The following is a 23,872-nucleotide window of genomic DNA, read 5'->3' on the forward strand; positions in this document are numbered from 1 at the left end:
AGAGGGGCGAGGGCAATGGGTCAGGGCAGGCGCAAGGACTTCGGGGAGTTCACCGCCAAGCTTGAGAAGCACATCGAGAAGCTGCCCGACTACGCCCAGCGCGCGCAGGAGAAGCTCCAGCGCTACATCCCGCCCTCCGAGCAGGGTTCCCGGCCGTCGACGCCTGCACAGCCCACGCAGCCGCGCCCGCGGCCGGTCATGCCGAAGATGCCCCCGATGCCGAAGATGCCGCAGCAGCTGACGTCGATGGCCGCGGGGCAGATCCCGGTCGTCGCCGAGGCGAAGGCGAAGTGGGCCCGCTGGAACGAGCCCGCCGCCAAACTGGAGAGACAGAAACGCCGGACCTCGCGTGTCCTGACCTTCTGGATTCTCCTCACCATCCTTTGTGGACTGTACGCTGTCGTCGTCGGCACCGGTCTGTTGCAGGACGGCCAGATCGACGTCCTCCGGACCATCGCGGCCAGCGCGTTCACCATCGTCTTCGGCACTTTCGGCGTCCGGTCCGGACTGCGGCTGCGGACGCTCAAGCGCACCGTGCTGCCCGCCGCGCCCGCCGCTCCGCCGCCGCTGCCCCCGGCGCGGTCCGTCGCGCGGGAGCCGATGGAGCGCCTCGTCGAGAGCGAGGCTTCGCTGACGGAGCTGCTTCGCCAGCTTTCACAGCCGACGTCGCTCGGCACCATGCCGGTGTCGGAGATCGCCGTGGCGGACGCCCGGACCACCGCCGCCGAGGCGGCACAGGCCCTGCGCAGTCTCGCGGGCCGGATCCAGGCCATCGAACGCGGTCGTGACGCCGCCCCCGAGCGTGAACGGGGCGCTCTCGACGCCGCCGTCAAGCAACTGCGCGTGCAGCTCGACGACGGCCTCGACGGCTACGGCGGTCTCGTCGCCGCTGCCGGGCACACCGTCGCCGCGAGCTCGGATGGCATGACGTCGTCCAAGGAGTCGCTGTCCGACGCGACCGACAAGCTCGCCGGACTGGCCATGGCGCTGCGCGAACTTTCCTGAGACGGCTCGTGTACCTGGACAATCGTCCCATTCGTCGTCGCTAATACTCCACTGCGTAACGACTTGCTCACTGTGTGATACCGAAACGCTCGCGTAACCCGAAACCGCTGGTGACGGCAACCCGCGGTGCCTAACGTTTCTTTCATGCACGCAGTGCTCCTCCCAGCTCGGGCCTGAACCCAGCCCGCGTGAGCGGGCGTCCCAGGGTGGCGGACCGGACACAGTGGATCTCGCGCAGTGGTCTTTCTCGTCCCCACCGAGGAAAGGACGCCCAGTGACGACGCTCCCCCCGGAACCAGAGTCGATCCCGACCCCGCCGCCCAGCTCCTACCAGCGCGTCATCGCGGCCTACGACCGGATCGCCGAGGTCGACCGCCCCGACGTCTGGATCATGCTCCGCCCACTGGAAGACGCCCTCGTGGACGCGAAGGCGGTCGATGAACGCGTCCGCGCCGGGACAGACCTCCCGCTCGCCGGAACCCTGGTGGCGGTCGCCGACGTCATCGACGTCGCCGGTCTTCCCACGGCGGGGGAGGACGTCTGCTGCGTCGGCGCCCCCGCGGTGTCCCGGCTGGCCGCCGCCGGAGCGGTGGTGGTCGGCAAGACCAACTGCGACCGGTTCGGCAGCGACCTCGAACACACCCACAGCCCGTACGGCGCCGTGAGCGCCGCGCTGAACACCGCCAAGGTCTCCGGGAGCGCGAGCAGCGGCGCGGCCGTCGCCGTCGCGCTCGGCCTTGTCGATCTGGCGGTCGGCACGGATACGGCGGGGGCGGGCCGGGTGCCCGCCTCTCTCAACGGGATCGTCGGGCTGAAGCCGACACTGGGCCTCGTGCCCAAGACCGGTGCCACGCCCTGCGGCGGAATCGCCCTGTTCGCGCGCAGCCTCACGTTGGGCCAGCGCGCGCTGGGGCTGATGACCGGCCCCGACGGGATCGACCCGCTCGTGCGGGACTGGCCGCCCGACGTCCGGCTTTCCGCGGGGGATCGGCCGAGGGTGGCGATCCCGGGCTCCGAAACACTCACTGGTCTCTCGCTGCAATCCAGGTCCGCGTTCCTCGGCGCGGTGTCGGCGCTGCGGGCGTCCGGCGCCCTCGTGGAGACGGTGGAGGTGTCGGCGCTGCTGTCGGTCGGCGGGCTGATCCACGACGACGGCTTCACCGCCGATCGGCAGCGGGTCGCCGAGGCCGGGATGCTCGCGCTCCGGACGCTGTCCGAGTACGACGCCCTAGTCCTCCCGACCGTCGCGGACCATCCCGAAGTCGCCGAGGCGCTGTCCGATCCGGACGGCGTCGCGAAACGGCTGGAGCGGTTCACGGCGTTCGTCAACCTGCTCGACCTCGCCGCGGTCACGGTGCCGTCGTCGCCGTCGGATCTCGGGCCGTACGGGGTGTCGGTGGTGGTGCGGCCGTTCGACGACCAGATCGCCATCGACCTCGCCGCCGTGCTCACCGACGAACAGGCTGATTTCCCTTATCCCGCACCGGGCGCGGATCTGGTGGTGTTCGGCGCGCACCTCCGCGGACAGCCGTTGAACGGACGGCTGGTCGCAGCGGGCGCGCGGTTCACCGGCCTGGTCCAGACCGGCGAGGGCTACCGGATGGTGTTGCTGCCGACCGATCCACCCCAGCCGGGTGTGGTGCCGGTGAGTGCCGCGGGCGAGCACACGATGCTGTCGGGGGAACGCTGGCGCCTGTCACCCGCCGCCCTCGGCGCGTTCGCCGCCACGCTGCCCGAACCGTTCGTGCTCGGCCGGATCCGGCTGGACGACGGGGAAACCCCGTTGGCCGTCCTCTGCGACCAGTCGGCCACGGCGACGGCCACCGAGTTGACGCGGTATCGGTGCTGGCGCGCCTATCTCAGGTTCGTCAGTACGGCCGGGCCGCGAGACCTCGGGCGACCCGCTTGACCAGACCGGGACCGTGCAGGGCGAAACCGGAGTAGAGCTGGACGAGACCGGCGCCGGCGTCGAGCATCCGGGCGGCGGCGCCGGCGTCGAAGATCCCGCCGACGCCGATGATCGGCAGCTTGCCGCCGGTCTCGTCGTGCACGAACCGCACCACCTCGACCGAACGGGCGGTGAGCGGGCGGCCGGAGAGTCCGCCCGCCTGCTCGCCGACGGCGGCTTCGGTGGGCGCGATCCCTTCGCGGGACAGCGTCGTGTTGGTCGCGATCAGCCCGGCGACACCGTGTTCGAGGCAGACCTCCAGCAGTTCCGCGAGGGCTTCGTCGGTGAGGTCGGGGGCGACCTTCACCAGCACCGGCGTGGGCTTGGTGTCGCCCGCGAGTTCGGTGGAAGTCTTACGGAGCTCGCCGAGCAGTTCGGCCAGCGCGGACTTGTCCTGCAACGCCCGCAATCCCGGCGTGTTGGGCGAACTGACATTGATCGCGAAGTAGTCGGCGTACGGGTACAGCGCCCGCAGCGAGAACCGGTAGTCCTCGACGGCCTCGTCGAGCGGGGTCACCTTGGACTTGCCGATGCTGACACCGAGCGGCACGCCCGGCTTCCCGCCCGCGGCGAGCCGGGCGGCGAGTGCTTCCGCGCCTTCGTTGTTGAAGCCCATGCGGTTGATCACCGCGTCGGTCTCGGCGAGGGTGAACAGCCGCGGCTTGTCGTTGCCCGGCTGCGGATGCCGGGTCACCGTGCCGACCTCGACGAAACCGAAGCCGAGCGCGGGCCAGGCGTGCAGCGCCCGGCCGTTCTTGTCCATCCCGGCGGCGAGGCCGACCCGGTTCGGGAAGCGGAGCCCGAGGAAGGTGACCGGATCGTCCGTCCGGTAGACGCGGCCGAGCGCGCCGAGCGCGGGGGAGACCCGGCTCAGCCTGGCGAGCGTGCCGATGGTGCGTTCGTGCACGGTTTCGGGGTCACTGCCGGAGACCCGGTAGAGAGCGGGGCGGACGATCTTGTCGAAGAACACGGCCCCATCATGCCTGGTGACCGCCGTGCCGCTCGATCGTGCTCGCCTACGTAGCGACGCTCGCCCGTGCTGAGACGGACATCACCCGTGTTTGAACGGAGATCACACGTGATTAGAGGGAGATCACGCGTGCTCTCCGCCCGGTCACGCGTGCTCTCCGCCTAATCACGCGTGATCTCCCTCTGATCACGCGTGGCGCGTCTTCCATTCGCCCTCGAGCATCGCGAAGACGAGTTCGTCGGTCCAATCACCCTTGACGACCTCGTTCTCGCGCAAGTGCGCTTCCTTGCGCATGCCGAGACGTTCCATCAGCGTGGCCGACGCGGTGTTGCGGCCGTCACAACGGCCGATGATCCGGTGCAGCCCGAGGTCTTCGAAGCCGAGCCGGAGCAGTTCGACGGCGGCCTCCGCGGCGAACCCCTTGCCGTGGTGATCGGGATGGAACACGAAACCGATCTCGCCCTGGCGGTGCTCGCTGCTGACGTACTCGAGGTTCAGGTCGCCGATCAGCTGCCCGGTCTCGGTCAGCTCCACGGCCACGGCCAGGAACTGGCCTTCCTGGGAGAGGGTGTCGCTGTGCACCCGTTTCGCGAGCGCGGCGGCGGATTCGGCGCGGCTGCGCGGGCCCCAGTACAGGTAGCGGGCGACGTCGGCGCGGGACTGGAAGGAGTTGAGTTCGTCGAGATCGTCCTGGCGGAAAGCGCGGAGGGTAAGTCGCGGCGTGGTGATCGGGAAATCGGGCCTCAACATGGCGTCAGGCTATCCACTCTTCGGGGTTCTGGGGCGGGCCGGCGGCGGACGGTTCTCCAGGGCGGTGGGCGGCCCCCCAAGCGACGCAAAAGGGCCATAACCCCGGAAATAGGGGAACCCCGAGGTGGCTCCCGGACGCCGGAATCGGCGGCCGGGCCCGAGCCGGACCGGTGCTCGGGAACCTCGGGGGCCCGGTGACTGCCTGGTATTCGCTATCAGGCACCACGCGAAGCAGAGACGACGAGCCGAAGGTGGCTCCAACTTGCGTTGTATCGCTGCTCAAAAGTCCTACGCGTGCCGTCCGCTAGCGGACAGTCACCTCACGAGTCCTGTTGGAATACAACTTTGGACCACCTCCTCTCTCGTGTACTGCCACGCTATGCGAGGACTTCGGGGTCCTGCAACAAGATTTCTTCGATCTCCGTCAGCAGGACGGTTTTGGCCGCCGGTTCCAGGAACGACGCGTTCACCGCGTTCTGCGCGAACCGGGCGATTTCGGTCGCGGTCAGGCCCAGCGTTTCGGCGACGGCCAGGTACTCGCCGTCGAGTGTGGCGCCGAACATCGGCGGGTCGTCGGTGTTGAGCGTGACCACCACGCCGTGGTCGAGCAGCCGCCGCACGGGATGCGCTTCGATCGACGGGAACTGTCCTGTTCGGACATTCGAGGTGGGGCAGACCTCCAGCGGTATCCCTTGTACGGCAAGGTATTCCAGGAGCGCCGGATCGGTGTGCGCGCCGACGCCGTGGCCGATCCGCTCGGCGCCGAGGTCGTGCACCGCCGACCAGACGGTGGCCGGACCGGTCGTCTCACCGGCGTGCGGGACGCTGTGCAGCCCCGCCTCCCGTGCCGTGGTGAAGAACGGGGCGAACTGCGCGCGGCCGACGCCGACCTCGGGGCCGCCGAGCCCGAAGGACACCAGGCCTTCGGGGCGTTCGCGGAGCGCGAACACGACCGTCTCGCGGCCGGCGACGACGCCCTTCTCGCCAGGAATGTCGAAGCACCAGGCCAGTTCCACTTCGTGCTCCGCCCGCGCCGCGGCCCGGCCGGTGGCGAGACCGGTGAGGAGATCATCCGTCGACATCCCGTCGAGGACGTGGTTGTACGGCGTCACGGTCACTTCGGCGTAACGAGCGTTCTGTGCGGCCAGGTCGGCCGCCAGTCCGGTGACGAGGGTGTGGATGTCGCGGGCGTCGCGTACCAGCGACGTCACCGCCAGGTAGTTGCGGAGGAAATGCGGGAAATCGCGGAAGGTGAAGAAGCCGGCGAGTGCTTCGGCCTCGGTCGGCACCCCCGCCGAGGGGCGCCGCCGGGCCAGTTCCAGCACCGTGGGCAGGCTCGCCGAACCGACGAGATGGACGTGGAGTTCGACCTTGGGCAGGGCGTGCACGAACGCGCGCAGCGCCTCGCCCGTGAGGAATCCGGGCATGACAAAGCTCCCTGGAAAGAGGTGAAGGGTGACGTGCGAAGGGAGCGGGCGGCTCAGGGAGCGAGGTCGCCGCGTTCGGTGTCAGTCCCGTAGAGCGGGAGCTTGAACAGCGTCACGGGTCCAGCTTAGCCGCCCGGAGCGGGTCCGGTCTGGCATTTCGGGCAGAACCAGGTCGGCCTCGCCTGGTACCCGGCGCCCTGCGGGGCGACCCGGAGCCGTCCGCCGCAGCGGAAACAGCCCGGTTTGGTCCGCTCGTAGACCCAGTGTTCGCGACCGCGGCGCAGCTCACCGGTGGTGGTCTGCGAGGTGCGCCAGGCGTTGGCCTTCAACAGTTTGCGGCCGAGCGCGACGGCCTTCGCCGGGTCGACCGCGGACACCGGCGTCCACGGCGTGACACCGAGCAGGAAGCACATCTCGACCTTGTACATGTTCCCGATCCCGGCCATGATCCGCTGATCCAGCAAGGCGTCGCCCAGTTCGCGATCCGGGTCCGCGGCCAGCGCGGCCGCCGCCCGTTCCGCGAGTTCGTCCGTCCACTGTGGATCGAGCAGATCCGGGCCGAGATGCCCGACCAGGCGGTGTTCTTCGTCCGTGGGCACGAGTTCGAGGTCGTGGACCCGGAAACCGACCGCCTGCACGCCTTCGGCCGCCAGAACGACGCGCGCGTGATGGGCCGGATGGCGCCAGCGCGCGCCCGACGGATAGACCGCCCATTTGCCGTCCATCCGGAGGTGGCTGTGCAGGGTGAGGTCGCCGGAGAAGCGGGTGAGCAGATGCTTGCCGACCGTCCCGACGCCGAGCACGTCCCGCCCGGAGAGGTCCGCCGTGGCCAGCTTGGGCACCCTGAACTCGCCGCGCACGAGGGTCTTCCCGGCCAGCGCCTTGTCGAGGACCTTGCCGGTGAGGAAGACGGTGTCGCCTTCGGGCATCGGCGCTAACCCGTGCCGGTGTCGCTCAGCTTGGCGGGCGCTTCGGTGGTCTCGGGCTCTGGAGCGTCTTCGTCACCGCGGACGCGATGCCGTCCGGCCCGGCTCGAACGGAGGACCTTCGCCAGCACCATGTTGAAGGTGAGCGCGATCTCCTGCGCACCGGGGGAGTGCCACTCGTGGATCGGGCTGCACGCGCCCTGCGCCTGCTGCACCGCGAGCCTGTCCGGGATCGCCGTCGGCATCACCAGCGGGCCGAAGTTCTCCCGCAGTTCGGCGACGCGGAACTGGTGCTCGTAGGAGCGCACACGGAGCTTGTTGACCACGACGCCGATCGGCCGCAGCCCCGGGTTCTGCTCCTCGCGGATCTTCTCGATCGCCTCGAGCGCGCGGCGGGCGCCGGAGACGGCGTACATCGTCGGCTCGGTGACGATCAGGGCGCTGTCCGCGGCCACCAGCGCCGAACGGGTCAGCCTGCCCAGCGACGGCGGGCAGTCGAGGATCACCAGTTCGTAGGGTTCCTCGCGCAGCGGGTTGGTGTGCAGTTCGTCGAGCGCGCGGGAGAGGTTCTCCAGGCGGCGGTTGTCGGCGTCGGGCTCGTTGAGCATCTCCAGCTCTTCGGCGCCGACGAGGACGTCGATCTGGTCGCTCCACACACTGGGCGCGATCGCGCGTTCGAGCACCGACCGCACCGGCGTCTCCAGGACGTCGGCCAGCGTGCGATCGGTGAGGGGCGGGTCCAGCGAGGTGGTGGCGTTGCCTTGCGGGTCGAGGTCGGCCACCAGAGTCCGGGTGCCCCTGCGCAGGGCGGCGGACGCGACACCGAGGGCGACCGTCGTTTTACCGACGCCACCCTTCAGGCTGAGAACAGCGACCGTGTGCACTCGATACAGCCTACGGGCAGTCGGCGGGGTGGCTCCTTGGCAAGGTGTCGAACACCGCATCGGACTACACCCGCAGGTCACTCGAGGGCGGGCATTACCCTGTGCGTTTATGAAGACGGACACCGTGGCCACGCGGGGATCGGGGGCGGTCCGCCGGGTTCTCGAAGCAGAACTCCGGGCCGCCCGGGCGCGAGGCGCACAACAGCCGGACGTCGTCGACGTCGGCGGCGGGAGCGGCGGCTGGGCGGTGCCACTGGCATCCGCGGGCTGCCTGGTGACCGTCGTCGAGCCGAACCCCAACGCACTGGCGACCCTGCGCCGCCGCGCCGAGGAGGAGGGCGTCTCCGGCAGCATCACGGTGATCGCCGACGACTCCGACGCGCTCGGCGCCCACGTCGCGGCCGGATCGGCCGACCTGGTGCTCGCGCACGGCCTGCTCGAAGTCGTCGACGACCCAGCACTTGTGCTCGCCGCGCTGGCCGCTGCGGTCAAACCCGGCGGCGCGGTCTCGGTGCTGGTGGCGAACCGCCACGCCGCGATCCTGCAGCGCGCGCTGGCCGGACGGCTCGGCGAGGCACGGGAGCTGCTCGCGGCCGAGAGCGGCGTGCTGGGCGGCGGCCGGGAGACCGTGCTGCGGCGCTTCGACGCTGAGGCCCTCCAGGCGCAGCTGACCGCGGTGGGGCTCGAAGTGGTCTCGTTGCAGGGTGACGGTGTGGTGGCGGACTTCGTGCCCGGCGGCGTGCGGGAAGAGGACCTGGCGGAGTTCGAGCTGGCGGCCGCGTCGGTCTCGCCGCTGCGGGACATCTCCAGCAGGCTGCACGTCCTGGCGCGCCGCCCCACCTGACCCTGGCACCCGGGAACTGTCGGTACCTCCGGCTAACGTTCCTCCAGGGTCGCCGGAGGGCGCCCCGCGCCCGACGGCGACTTCACCGTCGCGCGCCCTCTTTCGGGCCGAAGGCCCCCGGAAACGTTTTGGCAGGGCGCCTCCATGACCACCGCAACTGACATCGACCACGTGCGCCCTGGCAAAACGTTTCCGGCAGCGCGCGACAAACAAACACAGCGCGCGACAAATGAACAATGAACACTGAACTGCCCGGTGGGATGGCCCGCTATCGAGTGACCACCGGAGCCACCACCTGGCCGGACGACACTGGCTGCGGTCTGCTGCACGTCGACATGGACGCCTTCTTCGTGTCCTGTGAGCTACGTACGCGTCCGGAGCTGGAAGGCAAACCGGTGGTCGTCTCCGGTGGTGGGCCCCGATCGGTCGTGGCGGCCGCGAGTTACGCGGCGCGGGAGTTCGGTGTCCGGTCGGCCATGCCGTTCTCGACCGCCAAGCGGCTCTGCCCGCACTTGATCTGCATCACCCCGACGCCGGGGCTCTACGGCGAGGTGTCGAAGGGCGTCATGGGGATCTTCCGCGAGCTGACGCCCTTGGTGGAGCCGCTGAGCCTGGATGAGGCCTTCCTGGACGTCAGCGGGGCCCTCAAGCGGCTGGACTCCTCGCCCGCGCGGCTCGGCGCCTGGATCCGGGAACGGGTCGCCGCCGACTTCGGGATCAGCTGCTCGGTCGGCGTCGCGAAGGTCAAATTCGTCGCGAAGCTGGCGTCCGGGATGGCGAAACCGGACGGCATGGTCGTCGTCCCGGCGGCCGAGACGCTCGCGTTCCTGCGTCCACTGCCGGTGTCGGCGCTGTGGGGTGTCGGCAAGCGCACCGAGGAGCACCTGCGGCAGCAGGGCCTCGACACGATCGCCGACGTCGCCGCCGCGCCGCTGCCCCGGCTGAGGCGCTCGCTCGGGCGGGCGCTGGGGGAGCACCTGTGGGCGCTCGCGAACGGGCACGACGAGCGCGAGGTGGTCCCGGAGACGCCGGACAAGTCGCTCGGTGCCGAAGTGACCTTCGACGTCGACCTCCACGACCGTTCGGCGCTCGGGCTGGAACTGCTCCGGCTGTCCGAACGCGTCGCCGCCACCCTGCGCCGCCGCGGGTTGCGCGGGCGGACGGTGTCGATCAAGGTCCGGTTCGCGGATTTCAAGACCATCACCCGCGCCAGGACGACCGCCGTCCCGGTGGATGTGGCCCGCGACATCCACCGCATCGCTGTCGAACTCCTCACCGAGCACGCGCCGACGGGCGCAGTCCGCCTGATCGGCGTAAGAGTCGAGGGTTTGGACACGGAGAGTGACGGAGAACAGCTACTTTTCGACTCTCCCGAACCCCGTTGGCGGGATGCGGAAGTCGCCGCCGACGTCGCGAGGTCGAAGTTCGGCGCAGCCGCGGTGCGGCCCGCGTCTCTGCTGACCCCTCGTGACCAGTGATATCGCCTGTTCGGCCGTCTTCGAGAGAGCCGAGTCGGGTGGTTTCGGCCAATTCGATCCCTTCTGGATACGGGATCGGGTAGTCGGACGAGCGCGGGGCTCGTATCCTGGACAGAGACACCCCGCCTGGGGTTGTCTTTTGGGTCCATGACGTTGCGCGGCCCGGCGCCCGCGACAGCTGTGCCGGAGGAGGAAAGATGCCACTCTCCGAGCATGAGCAGCGGCTGCTCGATCAGATCGAGCGCGAGCTCTATGCCGAGGACCCCAAGTTCGCATCCACGGTGCGAGGCACCCGGTTGCGCCGCCCCGCCCGCCGACGGCGTTTGCAGGGCATCGCCCTGTTCGTAGTGGGCGTCGCACTTTTGGTGCTCGGCGTGGTGGTCAACATCCGGGTCGTCGATATCCCGGTGATCAGCGTGCTCGGGTTCCTCGTGATGTTCTTCGGAGTCATGTTGGCCGTCACGTCGATTCGGCATGGCGCCGAGGCGGAAGGCGGAAAGGACAGCGGTGGCCAAGGGGCAGGCGGAGGTGGCGGCGGCAAGTCGTCCCCGCGCCGGAGTTCCTTCACCCAGCGCATGGAAGAGCGCTTCCGCCAGCGCTTCGAGGAGCAGTAGCTCTCACACACGCGAACATGCCGGCAGGGCGATGCCCTGCCGGCATGTTCGCGTTGTCCTGAGCGTTTAGTCGCCTACTTGCGGCCAGTGCGTTCACCTGGCCGTGAAGGCCTCCTTGCCTACCCTGAGGGTAGTGAAGGAGGCCTTCGCTACCTGCGGATGTGATTCCTGGTGACGTTGGGGCGGCCGTGACGTCGGCGACCCGGTAGCCGCGTGAAGGCCCCCTTCCCTCGGCTGAGCCGAGGGAAGGGGGCCTTCACGCGCAAAGCACGCCGCAGGAGCCAGGCCCTACTTCCCTCGCCGAAGTGACCGCGGGAACAGGCGGCCCTTCCACGACATGGGCGCGTTCCGCTTCAGGCTCTTGCGAACTTCGTCGAAGGCCGGGCCCAGCGCCTGGTCGTCCAGCGGCTCGTCCGAGTACCAGGACTTCTCAACGACGCCGATGACCGTGCGCAGGCCGGAGCGGCCTTCTTCGTCCAGACGGTGCTTCTCGACGACCTTCCGGCCCGCCACGCGCACTGTGTCGCCGTCGGAGAGCGGCAGGCCGCGGTCCGCGCACTCGTCTATCAGTTCGCGCCACGCCGCGTCGGCCGCGGCGGGGGAGTGGGACGCGATCTTCTGCAACCGTAGTCGTCGTTTGATCTCCCGGATCGCCGTCGGCGTGCCGATCCCGCCGAGGACGACCACCAAGACCAGGGCGAACCACCACGACACCCACGCCGCGAGGAAAGCGAACGCCCCCACCCACAGTCCGATGGCGATCAGCGGGAGCCAGTTCGTCAGGTTCGGGTTGTCCAGGAACCCGCCCTCCTCACGGACGGGAACGGGCGAGTCCGGGGAGCGGGACGGGGCGGGCGACGACCGCAGGAGCGCCCGGTATCTCAAGCGGGTGCGCACGATCACGATCACGCTCACCGCGGCCGCCAGTCCGCCGAGAAGGCCGGCGAGGATGGCGGGCCACAGCGGCTCCTCTTCCTGCTGGTTCCCGGTGCCGTCCGCGCCGGGGCCCGCGCCCGGATCACGGGGCGTGCCGGTCGCGGGGGCGCTCGACGCCGCCGCGGTCGGCACCTCCTGGGTGTCGTTGGGCTTGGAGGCACTGGTGTCGGGTTGCAGGTACGGCGGGACGACCGCGCGGCCGTCGAGCAGCGGGGTCGGGTCGAAGCTGACCCAGCCCTTCGTCTGGAAGTAGACCTCGACCCACGCGTGCGCGTCTTCGGAGCTGATCGAGACGTGGTCGCCCTTCGGGGTACCGGAGGCGAAGCCGATGGCGACCCGCGACGGGATGCCGACCGCGCGCAGCATCACGGCCATCGCGGACGCGAACTGTTCACAGAACCCGCGTTTGCCGTTGAGGATGAAGTCGGCGAGCGCGTCGGAGTCGGTGGCGTCGGCGGTCTTGGTGTCGTAGACGAAACCGTTCTGCGCGGTGAAGAACGACCAGAGCGCCTGTGCCTTGTCGAAGTTGTTGGACTCGTTCTCCGTCAGCTGCTTGGCCTTCGCGACCACGCGGGGATCGACTTGGTCGACCTGGGTGAACTGCGGCGGGACTTCGGCAAGGCGAGCGTCGTCGAGGCGGAGTTCCTCCTTCGAGGGTTCCTTGATCGACGCGATCTCCGTGTACGCGGGCGCGTTCTGCTTGGTGGTGGTGAACACGGCACCGCCGACCGGGTCGTACAGCCAGTTGTCGGCCAGCCCGGCGAACGTCCGCGGCACGCCGTAGATCGGCAGCCAGTTGTCGACCCAGTTCGTCGGTTCGATCCGGATCTCGCGGCCGGGGCCGGTGCGGTCGTCGCCCTTCACGGACGGGAGCGGCTGGTTGGCCTGCACACCCTGCTGGGCGCGGCCGTTCTGCGCCAGTCCCCAGCCCTTGTTCGGCGTGTAGGTGTCGAGGGTGAACGCGCGCAGCAGCCGCTTGTCCGCGCCCATCCCGTAGACCTTGAACAGTTCCACGTTCTCGCCCTGGTCAAGCAGGCCTCGCAGCTGCGTGAACGGTTCGACGCCGAAGCCGCCCGCCCCGCCCCGGCCCGACCCGGTTCCGCCGGGGAGACTGCCGACCGTGCCGACGCCGGTGGCGGCCGTGCCGATGACCAGGCCCAGCGCGATCGCGGCGCTCACCACGCCGACGGGAGCGGACAGCGTGCCCGCCGAGTTGCCCAGTCCGGGCGCGTCCCGGTTGCGCCAGCGGCGATGCCGGTGGTTGCCGTCGACGGCGAGCAGCGCGGCGAACGCGGCCGCGCCGAGCAGGAACGTCCACCACGGCAGCATGTCTTCGGCCAGCGCGGCGGGCACGGCGTACACGCACAGCAGCACCAGACCGGTCGCGGCGGGCGCGGCGGCGGCCACGGCCAGGGTGTCGACCAGTACCGCGACCAGGCCGATCGCGATGGTCACCAGGCAGAGGATCGGCGGCGTGCCCTCGATGGGCGGCAGCCCGACGCGGATCTGCTCGGCCGCCGCGGCGAGCACGCCACGCAGTTCCTCGAGCGCGTCCGGGCCGGGGATGATCTTCAGGATCCCGCTGGTGGTGAACGCCCCGGTGATCAGGAACAACAGCACCAGCAGCTGGGCGAGGCCGACGACGATGGTCGGCGCGCGCAGCGAACGCAGGGCGAGCCCGGTGGAGGCGATCAGCACCACGGCGACCAGCAGGTAGCCGAACCACGCCCAGCCGGAGACGACGCCGGTCAGCGAGGTCGAGGCGAACAGCGTGGCGAGCCCGGCGGCGACCGGCGCGAGCACACTGCTCGTCCAGACCGGCGTCGGTGCCTCGGGGCGCGGTTTGGGGATGTGCGGGCGGGGTGGCGCTGTCGCGGTCACAGGCCGCCTCCGATCAGCGTGCCCCGGCGGGTGGCCGTCTGGCACAGGTCGGCCCAGACCTGTTGCATGGGCGATCCGGGGCCAGCGACGACGACGCCCCAGCCCGCGGCGCGCAGCAGCGCCACCGATTCTTCGGTGGCGGCGGCCCGGGTTTCGGGCCGGTTGACGCCCGAGGACCAGCCGGGGGTGTCGAGCAGCACGGCGAGGCTCCGGATCCCGCGCGGGCGGTACCGGGACAGTTCGTGCACGGATTCGTTGCTGACGGTGCCGAGCACGGCGATGAGTTCCTGTCCTTCGGCCGGATCGTGGCCGAGGGTGATGTCGCGCTGGTGCGCGGGCTGGAGCGCGGCGAGGACGTCGAGCACGATGTTGTCGTAGTGCTCGCCACCTTCACCGGGGGTGTCGGCCAGGGTCTGGCCGTGTTCGGTGATCAGCCGGACGCGGTGCCCGGACCGGCGCAGGTGCAGCCCCACCGAAGCGGCGAACGAGACGGCCCATTCGAGGCTCGCGGCGGGACCGGTGCCGTGGTGCGCGGCCGCGCGGTGGTCCAGCAGCACCGTGGTGCCGCCACGCCACGGCCGCTCCTCGACGCGGACCATGATCTCGTCGCGGCGGGCGGTCGACCGCCAGTGGACCTTCCGGAGGTCGTCGCCCTGGCGGTACTGCCGGACGATCACGTCCGCCTCGCCCTGCCCGGCGTGCAGGCGGATGCTGCCGTCGTCACCGGCGCCGATCCCGGCGCCGCTGGGCAGACCCCACAGGCCGACCACCTTCGGCACGACGACCAGCCGCGAATGCCCGATCAGCTCGCGTTCGAACTCGCACAGCCCGAACGGGTCGGTGATCGTCGCCCGCAGCGGGCCGACCTGCTGGATCCCGCGCAGCACCGGCTGCAAGGGGTACCGCAGCGCGACCCGCCGGTCGTGGGGCAGCCGTTCGACGACGAAGCGCGGCCGCGAACCCAGCGCGTACGGCACGCCGTCTTCGAGCAGCACCTCACCGGCGGGAAGCCTGCCGTTGCGCCAGAGTTCGAGCTGGACCTCGCCGGGCGAGCCGACCGAAACCCGCTCCGGGCGCAGCGCGCGCGCCGCACCCAGCCGCAACCGGGTCGCCGAGATGAAGAAGGCGACCAGCAACGGCAGGGCGACGACGAACACCGCGACCCGCAGCAGGTCCCGTTCGTTGAGCACGAACGAGCACACCGCCGCGGCGACGCCGGCGGCGAGGAGGCAGCGGCCGCGTGTGGTCAGGCCGGACAGAGCACGCAGCATGCGCCGTTATCCCTTGATCAGCGGTGGTTCGTACCTGCGGAGCCCTGCGGAACGGGAACGCGGTTCAGGATCGCGCGGACCACGTCGGTGGCCGAGCGGCGGGCGGCGTGTGCCTCGGTGGTGAGCACCATGCGGTGCGCCAGCACCGGGACCGCGACCGAATGCAGGTCGTCCGGGACGACGAACTCGCGGCCCGAAAGCGCGGCCTGCGCACGGGCGGAGCGGACCAGCTGCAGGGTCGCCCGCGGCGAGGCGCCGAGGCGGATCTCCGGCACCTGCCGGGTCGCGGACACCAGCTCGACGGCGTACCGGCGGACCTCCTGCGACATGTGCACCGACCGGACCGTCTCGATCAGCCGCTGCACCGACTCGCGGTCGGAGACGGGCTCGAGATCGGCCAGCGGGTTGTGCCCGGCGTGCTCGTCGACCATGGCCAGTTCGGCCTGCTGGTCGGGGTAGCCGATGGACACCCGCGCGGTGAACCGGTCCCGCTGGGCCTCGGGCAGCGCGTAGGTGCCCTCCATCTCGATCGGGTTCTGGGTGGCGATCACCATGAACGGCTCTTCGAGGTGGTACGTCGAGGTGTCGACGGTGACCTGGTGCTCTTCCATGCATTCGAGCAGCGCGGACTGCGTCTTCGGCGAGGCGCGGTTGATCTCGTCGCCGACCACGATGTTCGCGAATACCGGGCCGGGCCGGAACTCGAACCCGCCGGTCTGCCGGTTGTAGATGGACACCCCGGTGACGTCGCTGGGCAGCAGGTCGGGGGTGAATTGGATCCGGCTCACGGTGCAGTCGATCGAGCGGGCCAGCGCCTTCGCCAGCGAGGTCTTGCCGACCCCGGGGACGTCCTCGACCAGGAGGTGGCCTTCGGCGAGCAAGGTGACGAGCGCGATGCGGATGACGTCGGGTTTGCCGACCAGTACCCGCTCCACGTTGGCGGCGATCCGCCGCGCCGTCTCGTGCAGTTCGTCGAGCGACGCTCTGCCCTCACGGCCGTTCTGCCGGCCGCTGACCGAGCCTGCGGCCGTGGGATACGGCGCTTGCCCGGTTGCCTGCTCACCCTGCTGTTCGCCGGGCGTCGCAGACTGGATTCTCGACGTCACTCGACCTCCTGATGCCACGTGGCTGGATGTCCGCTAGGTCCGCTGAAGGCCAGCTTTTCTTCACTCGAGTGGTCCCCCGAGCAGCGGTCAGCCTCCCACGAAGTGTGTCAAACTCGGGCGAACTCTTGGGGGGAACCCCGTCAACCCCAGTCGATGACTCTGTGCAACCAGAGACCTTACCTCGATCGAGTGAGGTGAGCGCGTTTTCGGGTGCTCCCGCTGACGCGGGGTTTTGTCGTATGCTCCGGTGCGAGGTCGCTCGACTACGGAGAGGCGTAATCGCATATGAGCGAGGTGAGAACCGCCAAACCCCGGTTCGATCTGAGTGGGTTCGCGGTCGCCCCAGAGCTGGCTGCCGACGCCCACGTGAAGATCTCCGCCCTGCAAGACGTGGTCGGCCAGATGGTCCGCGAGGCCAAGGTGCTCGGTCGCACGGTTCCCCTCGGCGGGGGATACGCGGACGAGGTCGGCCGGTTCATGGCGCAGTACGGGATCGGCGCCGAAGGCTCCGCGGTCGAGGCTCTCACCGCGTTCGGCAAGGAACTCGAGGCGCTCAAGAACCGGATCGAGAAGGCGTTGGCCAAGTACACCCGTCAGGATGAACAAGCGGCGGCGGATGTGGACTGTGTCGGCGGCTGAACCCATGAAGTCCCGCCTTTTCGCACTCGGCGTCCTCGTCGTCCTCACAGTGTCCGCCTGCGGGCAAGGGGCCGCGGGCCAAGCGCCACTTCCGACGACCGAGAAGGTCGTTGTCGGCGGTTCGGCCGCGGGCACGGTGCCACCCGCCGTCCTCGATCCGTGCGCGCTGCTGTCACCGCAGGACCGGTCGAGCGCCGGGCTGAACGTGCTCGGCGTCCCGAAGGAGATCAACGGCGCCCGCGCCTGCGACTGGACGGTGCCCGCGACCTTCGGCGTCACCGTCACCGTTGACGAGAAGAACGGGCTGGCCGACCTCGAAATCGCGCGCAAGACCGCCACCAAGATCAAGGTCGGCGATCGGCAGGCGCTCAAGGTCGCCGACAAGAAGGCCGCCGACGGGACCTGCGCGGTCCTGCTCGGCATGGGGGAGAAGGCGAGCGTCCAGATCGACGTGAGCAACACGAACTTCACCGACACCACGCTCGCCTGCGAGCGCGCGGTGACGGTGGCGGGATTGGCCGAACCCAAACTGCCCTAGGAGAAGTTGCCGTGCCTGAAGGAGAGACGCCGGGGCGTGAGGCCCCGGTCGCGGCCACGCGGTACGAGGCCTACAGCCATGAGGCGCTGGCCGCCGAGGTCGAAGCGGGCAATGACCCCGAAGCGGCGGGCGGTATCGGTGCCGCGTGGGACGCGCTCGCGCGGCGTATGCACGACGCGACGTCCGAGCTGGCCGGACTCGTCGACAGCAGTGAAGAGAACTGGCGCGGGGAAGCGGGCGACGCGCTCCGCGGCGTGCTCGCCACCGCGTCCGGCTGGCTGACCTGGTCCGCGGACCTCTCGTCGGCGCTCGGGCAGGCGGTCTCCGGACAGGCCGAGGCGGCCGCGCGGGCCCGCGCGGACATGCCGCCGCCGGTGGACTTCGATCCGGGCGCGATGATCCGCGGTGCCGCCGCGGGCGGGAACCTGCTGGCCCTCGCGGCGCTCGCCGACGAGATGGAGGCCCGCCGCGCCGAGGCCGAAGAGGCCAGGCGCAAGGCCGTCGACGTGATGAACACCCGCGACGCTTCACTGCATTCGCTGACTCCGCAGGTCTCCTTCGGGAAGCCGCCCGAGCTGGGGCGGTCTTGATCCGCGTTTCCGCTTCGGCGTTCGACGTCCTCTGGTCCGACCTCGGCCACGCGGCCCCGCCATGGCCGCTGTCCGTCCGCAGCGTCGGCGGCACCGAAGCGGAACGTGCCGAGATCCGCGGCGCGGTCTACGAAAACCTCGCCGAACGAGGCCTCTATGACGGAGACCGGCTCGATGCCGCCCTCGAAGCGCGGCTCGACCTGCTCGCGCACGGCGAGGTCTACGTCGAATGCGAGGCGCTGGCCGACATGACGGCCGAAGCGCCGTTCCGCGCCGTCGCGGCCGCACGCGGGCGGCACGGCGTGCTGGCCACCCAGCCCGAGCAGACCATCGCGCTTTCCGGGATCGGCGACGGCGAGGTGTTCGCCGCGATCGTCGGCGTCCTGCCGGAACTGCGTCCCGGACCTGGCTACGGGATCAGCCTGCCCGCCACACGGTTCGACGGCGACCTCGAAGATCCCGTGTTCGGCGAAGGCCGGTCGTCCGCTTCGGACAGTCAGTTACGTGAAGTACTCGCGATCCAGGCTCGGCCGGTCTACAGCGCCGGCCAGTTCACCGTGCGGACCCGCGACCGTGACGGCCGGGCCCATCGGGCCGGTGGGCTGACCTGGTTCGACACCGACGTCGGCGCGTACTGCGCGGCGCGGTCCGAGGGCCGCGGCGGGCAGGCGTGGGTGAACGTGTCGCCGGTGGACGGTCCCCGGCTGGCCGCGCGGCTGGCCGGGCTTCTCGATCCTGACCGCTGAGTCGCGAGTCCGGTTAGGACGGCCGGATTCCTGGGATGAACCGATGACGTCCAGTCTCGTGAGTGCTACCGGGGTCCGTGAAGGACTCCTTGAGGGACCCAGAGTCCCTCAAGGAGTCCTTCACGGACCTGGAACGTCCGCCGTCCCGCCAGTCGCAGCGATGGCGCGTGAAGGTCCCCTTCCCTCGGCTCAGCCGGAGAAACTCGACCTTCACACCTTCCCCAAGTACATGAAGGCCCCCTTCCTTGCGCCTAGTGCAAGGAAGGGGGCCTTCATGTACTTGGGGTGACCTGGGCGCCGGTGACCGTTCGCCCACGCTCCACTGTGTCCTCAAACGGTGTCCCCAACGTCCCCCACCGCTCCACACCGGATTCCCCACTTTCACCCCCACTTCGCCCCACAGCAGGGTTCCGGCTGCCGATATCCGGACGCATCAGGCATAGATGAGGTTGCTTCGATACCCGCCCAGGGGGATCTTGGCCACCGTCCCCCACCACGCCCCCACCTGGCCCCACCTGGCTGACCAGCGAAAACGTCTGACACGACGGAGTGGTCGCGGCTTTTGTCGCGTTGACTGTGGTGAAAAGTGGGGTACGGTGGTGCGCAGTGGGGCAGTAGGGAGCCCCGTGACCGGCCTTGGTTGTTCACAGCCGAAGTCGGTAGGGAGGTGGAGCCGATGTTCCTCGGCACCCACACCCCGAAACTGGACGACAAAGGGCGGCTCACGCTGCCCGCGAAGTTCCGCGACGCGCTCGCCGGTGGGCTGATGGTCACCAAGGGACAGGATCACTGTCTCTTCGTCTTTCCCCGGGCCGAGTTCGAGCAGATGGCGAGGAAGGTCGCCGACGCCCCGTTCACGAACGAGGCGGTCCGGGCCTACCAGCGTTATCTCTTCGCCGGGACGGACGAACAACGCCCGGACGGGCAAGGACGTGTCGCGATCGCGTCCGAGCTCCGACGCTACGCCGGGTTGAACAAGGAGTGCGTGGTGATCGGGGCGATCACCAGGTTGGAGATCTGGGATGCCCAAGCGTGGCAGGGCTACCTGGACGAACACGAGGACAGCTACGCGAAGGCTCGAGAGGAAGTTCTGCCGGGCGTCTTCTAGACGTGACCGAGGAAGCACCCACGCCGTCGGGGGGCGCGGGTTCATGCTTCGGACACGCCGGGAACCGCCCACACGGATGCCGTGAGGCCTCTGTCCGCTCAGTGGCCCTGGTACACCTTCCCCGGTACCAGGTCAGCAGGCGGGCGGACAGGGACCTGACGGCATCCGGCATCTTCCCCGGCACTACAGGAAAGGGGGGAAGACATGGCAGGCGAACACGAGCACGTTCCGGTGCTGCTCGACCGTATCGTCGAACTGTTCGAGCCGGTCTTCTCCGACCGCGAAGCCGTGCTGGTCGACGCGACCGTCGGACTCGGCGGTCACTCCGACGCGCTGCTCACCGCGTTTCCCGCGTTGCGCCTCGTCGCGCTCGATCGTGACCCCAACGCATTGGAACTCTCCGCGGAACGGCTTGCGCCGCACGGTGATCGCGTCGACTTCGTGCACGCCGTCTACGACGAGATGCCGTCCGCGCTGCAAGGTCTCGGACTGTCCAGAGTGGACGGGATCCTGTTCGACCTCGGTGTCTCGTCGATGCAGCTGGACCGCGCCGAGCGTGGTTTCGCCTACTCCAAGGATTCCCCGCTCGACATGCGGATGGACCCGACCACCGGGATCACCGCGGCCGACGTGCTCAACACCTACCCGCCGGGCGAGCTGATCCGGATCCTGCGTGACTACGGCGAGGAACGATTCGGCAAGCGGATCGTCAAAGCCGTTGTGGCGGAACGAGAGAAGGAACCCTTCACCCGCAGCGGGCGGCTGGTGGAACTGCTGTACGACGCGGTCCCCGCGGCGAGCAGGCGCACCGGCGGGCATCCGGCGAAGCGCACCTTCCAGGCGTTGCGGATCGAGGTCAACGGCGAACTGGAGGTGCTGCGGCGGGCGATGCCGCGGGCGCTGTCCTCGCTCGCCGTCGGCGGCCGCATCGTCGTGGAGTCCTATCAGTCCCTCGAGGACAGGCTGGTCAAGCAGGCCTTCGCGGAACTGGCGAAATCCCGGACGCCGGAAGGGCTTCCGGTGGAACTACCGGGTCACGGCCCGGAACTGAAACTGCTCACCAGAGGGGCCGAGAAGGCCGGCGAGGCGGAGACCGAACAGAACACACGGGCCGCCTCCGTGCGGCTGCGAGCCGCCGAACGGATCGGAGACCGAGCACGATGACCGCTCCCGCGAAGTCCCGCGGCCGCCGGACACCGGCGCCCGGACGGCGTGCCCGCGCGACCAGCACGGTCGACGAGACGCCGGACACCACCGAGACCACGACGTCCACCCGCGCCTCCCGCGGCCGGACGTCGGCGGCCGAACGCGCCTACGCGCGCCGTGCGCAGCGCGCCGACCTGTTGCAGCGCGACCAGCAGCGCAACCGTCCCGACGCCGAGGGCGGCGCGGGCAAGGAAGCGCCGCGGAAGATGCTCAAGCTTCGCTGGCCGCGTTCGCGCGCGTCCTTCGTGCTGATGATGATGGGCATGCTGGCCGTCGGTGTGGCCTGCACGCTGTGGCTGACCACGCAGGCCATCGCCGACTCGTACCGGCTCGAACAACTCCGCACCACCAACGCCGGGCTCGCCGAGGCGAAGGAACGGCTCCAGCGCGAGGTCGCCAAGGCCGAGTCGCCCGCTTCCCTGGCGCCCAAGGCGAGGGAACAGGGCATGGTGCCCGGCGGCGACCCCGCGCATATCGTGGTCGGCCCGGATGGACAGTCCACTGTGGTCGGTGAGCCGAAGAAGGCCGAAGCCGACGCGCCCCCCGCCACCTCGATCGCGGCGGCGCCGCCCGCCGAGGGTACGCAGAACGGGGTGATCGAGGGCGACCAGCCCGCGATCCCGCAGGAGGACGCGGCACCCCCGGCGCAGGGAGGTCAGTGATGTCACCCGGCCGTCCGGCACAGAACCGGGCCCGGTCGGCGGGGAGCGCGCGGCGGACCTACGCCGCCGGGACCCGCCGCGCCACCGCCCGGCGGGGTAACGGGGGACATCCGAGCCGGTTCACCGGCGTCCGGATCCTGCTGATCATCGTGATGGTGCTCGCCGGCCTCAAACTGGTGCAGGTGCAGTGGTTCGAGGCCGGTGCGCTGTCCGAAGCCGCCGAACGGCAGCGGGCGTCGGTGATCGAAAGTCCCGCGCAGCGCGGGTCCATCATGGACCGCAACGGGACGAAGATCGCGTTCAGCATCGAGGTACGGACCCTCGCGGTGAGCCTGAACTGGCTCCACAAGACCAGGGAAGACTTCGCCGCGAAGAACCCGACCAAGGGCAATACCTTCGAGGCCGACGTGGCGGCCGCGGCGAAGGCGATCGCGGCCAAGCTGCCGGGGGTGATCACCGAGAAGGAACTGCTGGACAAGTTCCACAAGCCGGACGGGTTCACCTACCTGGTCCACGACATCGAACCGTCGGTCGCCGACGCGATCGTCAAGCAATTCCCGTGGATCAGCGTCGAGAAGCGCTCGAAGCGGGAATACCCCGGTGATTCGGTGGGCGCGAACATCATCGGCTACGCGAACTGGCGTACCGACGACAAGGACGTCTCCAAGCACAACCTGCACGGCGGCTACGGTCTCGAGGCCTCACGGGACAACGACCTCGCCGGAACGCCGGGCCGCAAGATCGTCAACACCCGGAACGGCAACGACAACCTCGTCATCCCCGGTACCGAACGGGACATCCAGAACGCCGTCCCCGGTTCGGACCTGCAACTGACGATCGACACCGACCTGCAGTACGAGTTGCAACGGCAGTTGAGCGATTACGTCACCAAGTCGCAGGCCAAGGGCGGCCAGGCGGTCATCATGGACTCGAAGACCGGCGAGGTCTACGCGCTGGCCAACGACAAGACGGTCAACCTCAACGACCCGGCTTCGCGCAGCGAGACGGAGAACCTGAACAACCGCGCGGTGACGACGCCGTTCGAACCCGGTTCGGTGAACAAGATCGTCACCGCCGCGGGCGCGATCGACCAGGGCATCACCACCCCCGAGGCGTCGATGTCGGTGCCGGGTTCGCTCCAGGTCGCGGACAAGGTCGTCAAGGACGCCTGGCATCACGGGGCGCAGCAGTTCACCACCACCGGGATCTTCGCGAAGTCGTCGAACGTCGGGACCCTGTTGCTGGCGCAGAAGATCGGCGAGGACCGCTACGCGGACCTGCTCAAGAAGTTCGGTCTCGGCCAGCGTACCGGTCTCGGCCTGCCCGGTGAGAGCCCGGGCGTCGTGCCACCGCGCAACCAGTGGTACGCCACGACTTTCGGAAACCTGCCGATCGGGCAGGGGCTTTCGATGACCGTCGTGCAGATGGCCGCGATGTACCAGGCCATCGCCAACGACGGGCTGCGCGTGGAACCCCGGGTGGTCAAGGCGAAGGTCAACCCGGACGGGACCGTCGTCCCCGAACCGGCGCCGAAGACCGTGCAGGTGATCAGCCCGCAGGCGGCGAAGACCGTGCGCGACATGATGCGCGCCGTGACGCAGACCGGCCGCGGGCAGCAGAGCGGCACCGGGCCGAAGGCGGCGCTGGAGGGCTACCAGATCTCGGGCAAGACGGGCACCGGCCAGCAGGTCGACCCGCAGACGAAGACGTACAGCAACTCGCTGTACAACATCACCTTCGCCGGGATCCTGCCCGCCGACCACCCCCGGTTCGTCGTCGGCATCCGGCTCGACGCGCCGGCGAACACGGCCTCGGCCGCGCCGCTGTTCCACTCGGTGGCCGCCTACCTGGCGCAGCGGTTCCAGATCCCGCTTTCGGACGGTCCGACGCCTCAGGTCCCGCTGGTGCTGTCCTGAGGTGTTGGTCGCTTTGAGTACATGAAGGCCCCCTTACTTGCGCCTGGCGCAAGTAAGGGGGCCTTCATGTACTTCACGGCCCTGCTGGCACCGGACATCGCGGAGCCGCAGTGCGGCCGGGCGCAGGTGATCTCGGGGCACCAAGCTCGCGGAGGTAGTGAAGGCCTCCTTGCCTACCTTGAGAGTAGGGAAGGAGGCCTTCACGGACTCCCGACCCGGGCCCGAAAGTGCTCGTCGCTGTCCGTGCACGGTTCCCCGCACCGAGCACCGCCCGAAACCTCGGACACGCTCACCGCCGAAGTCCTCAAGCGACAGTCGGAAGCCCTTGCGTGCCAAGGAGAGCTCGCGAAACCCATTACCACGAGCGTGATCGCCGCGCTCACACCCTGCACCGCTTCAGTCACCCGAATGCCGCGCCGGTAACCTC

21 protein-coding genes are annotated in these 23,872 nt (G+C 69.6%); 13 read left to right on the forward strand and 8 right to left on the reverse strand.

The window, feature by feature from the left end; genetic code table 11:
• Positions 1-15: 15 nt before the first annotated feature.
• Together pspM and ACLARN_RS13380 are read left to right on the forward strand one after the other, a co-directional pair.
• Positions 16-1,005 carry a phage shock envelope stress response protein PspM gene (pspM, locus tag ACLARN_RS13375; protein WP_409491688.1) on the forward strand — a complete coding sequence of 330 codons (990 nt, stop codon included), beginning with the start codon at positions 16-18 and terminating at the stop codon, positions 1,003-1,005.
• A gap of 274 nt (positions 1,006-1,279) precedes the next feature.
• Positions 1,280-2,914 (forward strand): amidase family protein, encoded by a 1,635-nt coding sequence (locus ACLARN_RS13380; protein ID WP_409491689.1) that lies wholly within the window; start codon positions 1,280-1,282, stop codon positions 2,912-2,914.
• On the opposite strand, the gene ACLARN_RS13385 is transcribed toward ACLARN_RS13380, so the two are convergent.
• The 5 genes from ACLARN_RS13385 to ACLARN_RS13405 all read right to left on the reverse strand — a co-directional run bounded on the left by ACLARN_RS13385 (position 2,874) and on the right by ACLARN_RS13405 (position 7,910).
• Complete coding sequence (locus tag ACLARN_RS13385; protein ID WP_409491690.1) at positions 2,874-3,923, reverse strand: quinone-dependent dihydroorotate dehydrogenase; 1,050 nt, start codon at positions 3,921-3,923, stop codon at positions 2,874-2,876. The genes ACLARN_RS13380 and ACLARN_RS13385 overlap by 41 nt on opposite strands.
• A gap of 186 nt (positions 3,924-4,109) precedes the next feature.
• Complete coding sequence (locus tag ACLARN_RS13390) at positions 4,110-4,673, reverse strand: GNAT family N-acetyltransferase (RefSeq protein ID WP_409491691.1); 564 nt, start codon at positions 4,671-4,673, stop codon at positions 4,110-4,112.
• 377 nt (positions 4,674-5,050) lie between these two features.
• Positions 5,051-6,100 (reverse strand): adenosine deaminase, encoded by a 1,050-nt coding sequence (gene add, locus ACLARN_RS13395; protein WP_409491692.1) that lies wholly within the window; start codon positions 6,098-6,100, stop codon positions 5,051-5,053.
• A 125-nt stretch (positions 6,101-6,225) separates the two neighbouring features.
• Positions 6,226-7,029 carry a DNA-formamidopyrimidine glycosylase family protein gene (locus ACLARN_RS13400; protein WP_409491693.1) on the reverse strand — a complete coding sequence of 268 codons (804 nt, stop codon included), beginning with the start codon at positions 7,027-7,029 and terminating at the stop codon, positions 6,226-6,228.
• A 5-nt stretch (positions 7,030-7,034) separates the two neighbouring features.
• Entirely contained in the window at positions 7,035-7,910 is an 876-nt protein-coding gene (locus ACLARN_RS13405; protein ID WP_409491694.1) for a ParA family protein, read from the reverse strand.
• Between the two features lie 109 nt (positions 7,911-8,019).
• Here ACLARN_RS13405 and ACLARN_RS13410 point away from each other — a divergent pair, with 109 nt between their 5' ends.
• The 3 genes from ACLARN_RS13410 to ACLARN_RS13420 all read left to right on the forward strand — a co-directional run bounded on the left by ACLARN_RS13410 (position 8,020) and on the right by ACLARN_RS13420 (position 10,846).
• A complete protein-coding gene (locus ACLARN_RS13410) occupies positions 8,020-8,754 on the forward strand; it encodes a methyltransferase domain-containing protein (protein WP_409491695.1) in 735 nt (244 codons plus the stop codon).
• A 260-nt stretch (positions 8,755-9,014) separates the two neighbouring features.
• Positions 9,015-10,232 carry a DNA polymerase IV gene (gene dinB, locus ACLARN_RS13415; RefSeq protein ID WP_409491888.1) on the forward strand — a complete coding sequence of 406 codons (1,218 nt, stop codon included), beginning with the start codon at positions 9,015-9,017 and terminating at the stop codon, positions 10,230-10,232.
• A gap of 197 nt (positions 10,233-10,429) precedes the next feature.
• Positions 10,430-10,846 carry a DUF3040 domain-containing protein gene (locus ACLARN_RS13420; protein ID WP_409491696.1) on the forward strand — a complete coding sequence of 139 codons (417 nt, stop codon included), beginning with the start codon at positions 10,430-10,432 and terminating at the stop codon, positions 10,844-10,846.
• 288 nt (positions 10,847-11,134) lie between these two features.
• On the opposite strand, the gene ACLARN_RS13425 is transcribed toward ACLARN_RS13420, so the two are convergent.
• From ACLARN_RS13425 to ACLARN_RS13435, 3 genes are read right to left on the reverse strand one after another with little or no spacing between them, the layout of a single operon-like run.
• The gene (locus tag ACLARN_RS13425) at positions 11,135-13,663 is read right to left on the reverse strand and encodes a transglutaminaseTgpA domain-containing protein (RefSeq protein WP_409491697.1); all 2,529 of its coding nucleotides are present in this window, start codon (positions 13,661-13,663) and stop codon (positions 11,135-11,137) included.
• Positions 13,660-14,934 carry a DUF58 domain-containing protein gene (locus ACLARN_RS13430; protein ID WP_409491698.1) on the reverse strand — a complete coding sequence of 425 codons (1,275 nt, stop codon included), beginning with the start codon at positions 14,932-14,934 and terminating at the stop codon, positions 13,660-13,662. The genes ACLARN_RS13425 and ACLARN_RS13430 overlap by 4 nt, the downstream gene beginning before the upstream one ends.
• 17 nt (positions 14,935-14,951) lie before the next feature.
• Positions 14,952-16,040, reverse strand: a complete 1,089-nt coding sequence (locus ACLARN_RS13435; RefSeq protein ID WP_409491699.1) for an AAA family ATPase — start codon at positions 16,038-16,040, stop codon at positions 14,952-14,954.
• A 285-nt stretch (positions 16,041-16,325) separates the two neighbouring features.
• Between ACLARN_RS13435 and ACLARN_RS13440 the strand changes: the two genes are divergently transcribed.
• The 8 genes from ACLARN_RS13440 (at position 16,326) to ACLARN_RS13475 (ending at position 23,445) form a co-directional block, all read left to right on the forward strand.
• Positions 16,326-16,679: a hypothetical protein gene (locus tag ACLARN_RS13440; protein WP_409491700.1), complete on the forward strand. Its 354-nt coding sequence runs from the start codon at positions 16,326-16,328 to the stop codon at positions 16,677-16,679.
• 4 nt (positions 16,680-16,683) lie between these two features.
• A complete protein-coding gene (locus ACLARN_RS13445) occupies positions 16,684-17,217 on the forward strand; it encodes a DUF3558 domain-containing protein (protein WP_409491701.1) in 534 nt (177 codons plus the stop codon).
• Positions 17,218-17,228: 11 nt separating this feature from the next.
• Positions 17,229-17,807 (forward strand): PPE domain-containing protein, encoded by a 579-nt coding sequence (locus ACLARN_RS13450; protein WP_409491702.1) that lies wholly within the window; start codon positions 17,229-17,231, stop codon positions 17,805-17,807.
• Complete coding sequence (locus tag ACLARN_RS13455) at positions 17,804-18,553, forward strand: ESX secretion-associated protein EspG (protein ID WP_409491703.1); 750 nt, start codon at positions 17,804-17,806, stop codon at positions 18,551-18,553. The genes ACLARN_RS13450 and ACLARN_RS13455 overlap by 4 nt, the downstream gene beginning before the upstream one ends.
• Positions 18,554-19,229: 676 nt before the next feature.
• On the forward strand, positions 19,230-19,661 hold the full coding sequence (gene mraZ, locus ACLARN_RS13460) for a division/cell wall cluster transcriptional repressor MraZ (protein ID WP_076155107.1): 432 nt from the start codon (positions 19,230-19,232) through the stop codon (positions 19,659-19,661).
• A gap of 204 nt (positions 19,662-19,865) precedes the next feature.
• Complete coding sequence (gene rsmH / locus ACLARN_RS13465; protein ID WP_409491704.1) at positions 19,866-20,825, forward strand: 16S rRNA (cytosine(1402)-N(4))-methyltransferase RsmH; 960 nt, start codon at positions 19,866-19,868, stop codon at positions 20,823-20,825.
• On the forward strand, positions 20,822-21,529 hold the full coding sequence (locus ACLARN_RS13470) for a hypothetical protein (protein WP_409491705.1): 708 nt from the start codon (positions 20,822-20,824) through the stop codon (positions 21,527-21,529). Before rsmH ends, ACLARN_RS13470 begins: the two co-directional genes overlap by 4 nt.
• A complete protein-coding gene (locus ACLARN_RS13475; RefSeq protein ID WP_409491706.1) occupies positions 21,529-23,445 on the forward strand; it encodes a peptidoglycan D,D-transpeptidase FtsI family protein in 1,917 nt (638 codons plus the stop codon). The genes ACLARN_RS13470 and ACLARN_RS13475 overlap by 1 nt, the downstream gene beginning before the upstream one ends.
• Positions 23,446-23,872: the final 427 nt, after the last annotated feature.

The sequence above is a fragment of the Amycolatopsis sp. cmx-11-12 genome (assembly GCF_046269425.1).
Taxonomy (GTDB): Bacteria; Actinomycetota; Actinomycetes; order Mycobacteriales; family Pseudonocardiaceae; genus Amycolatopsis.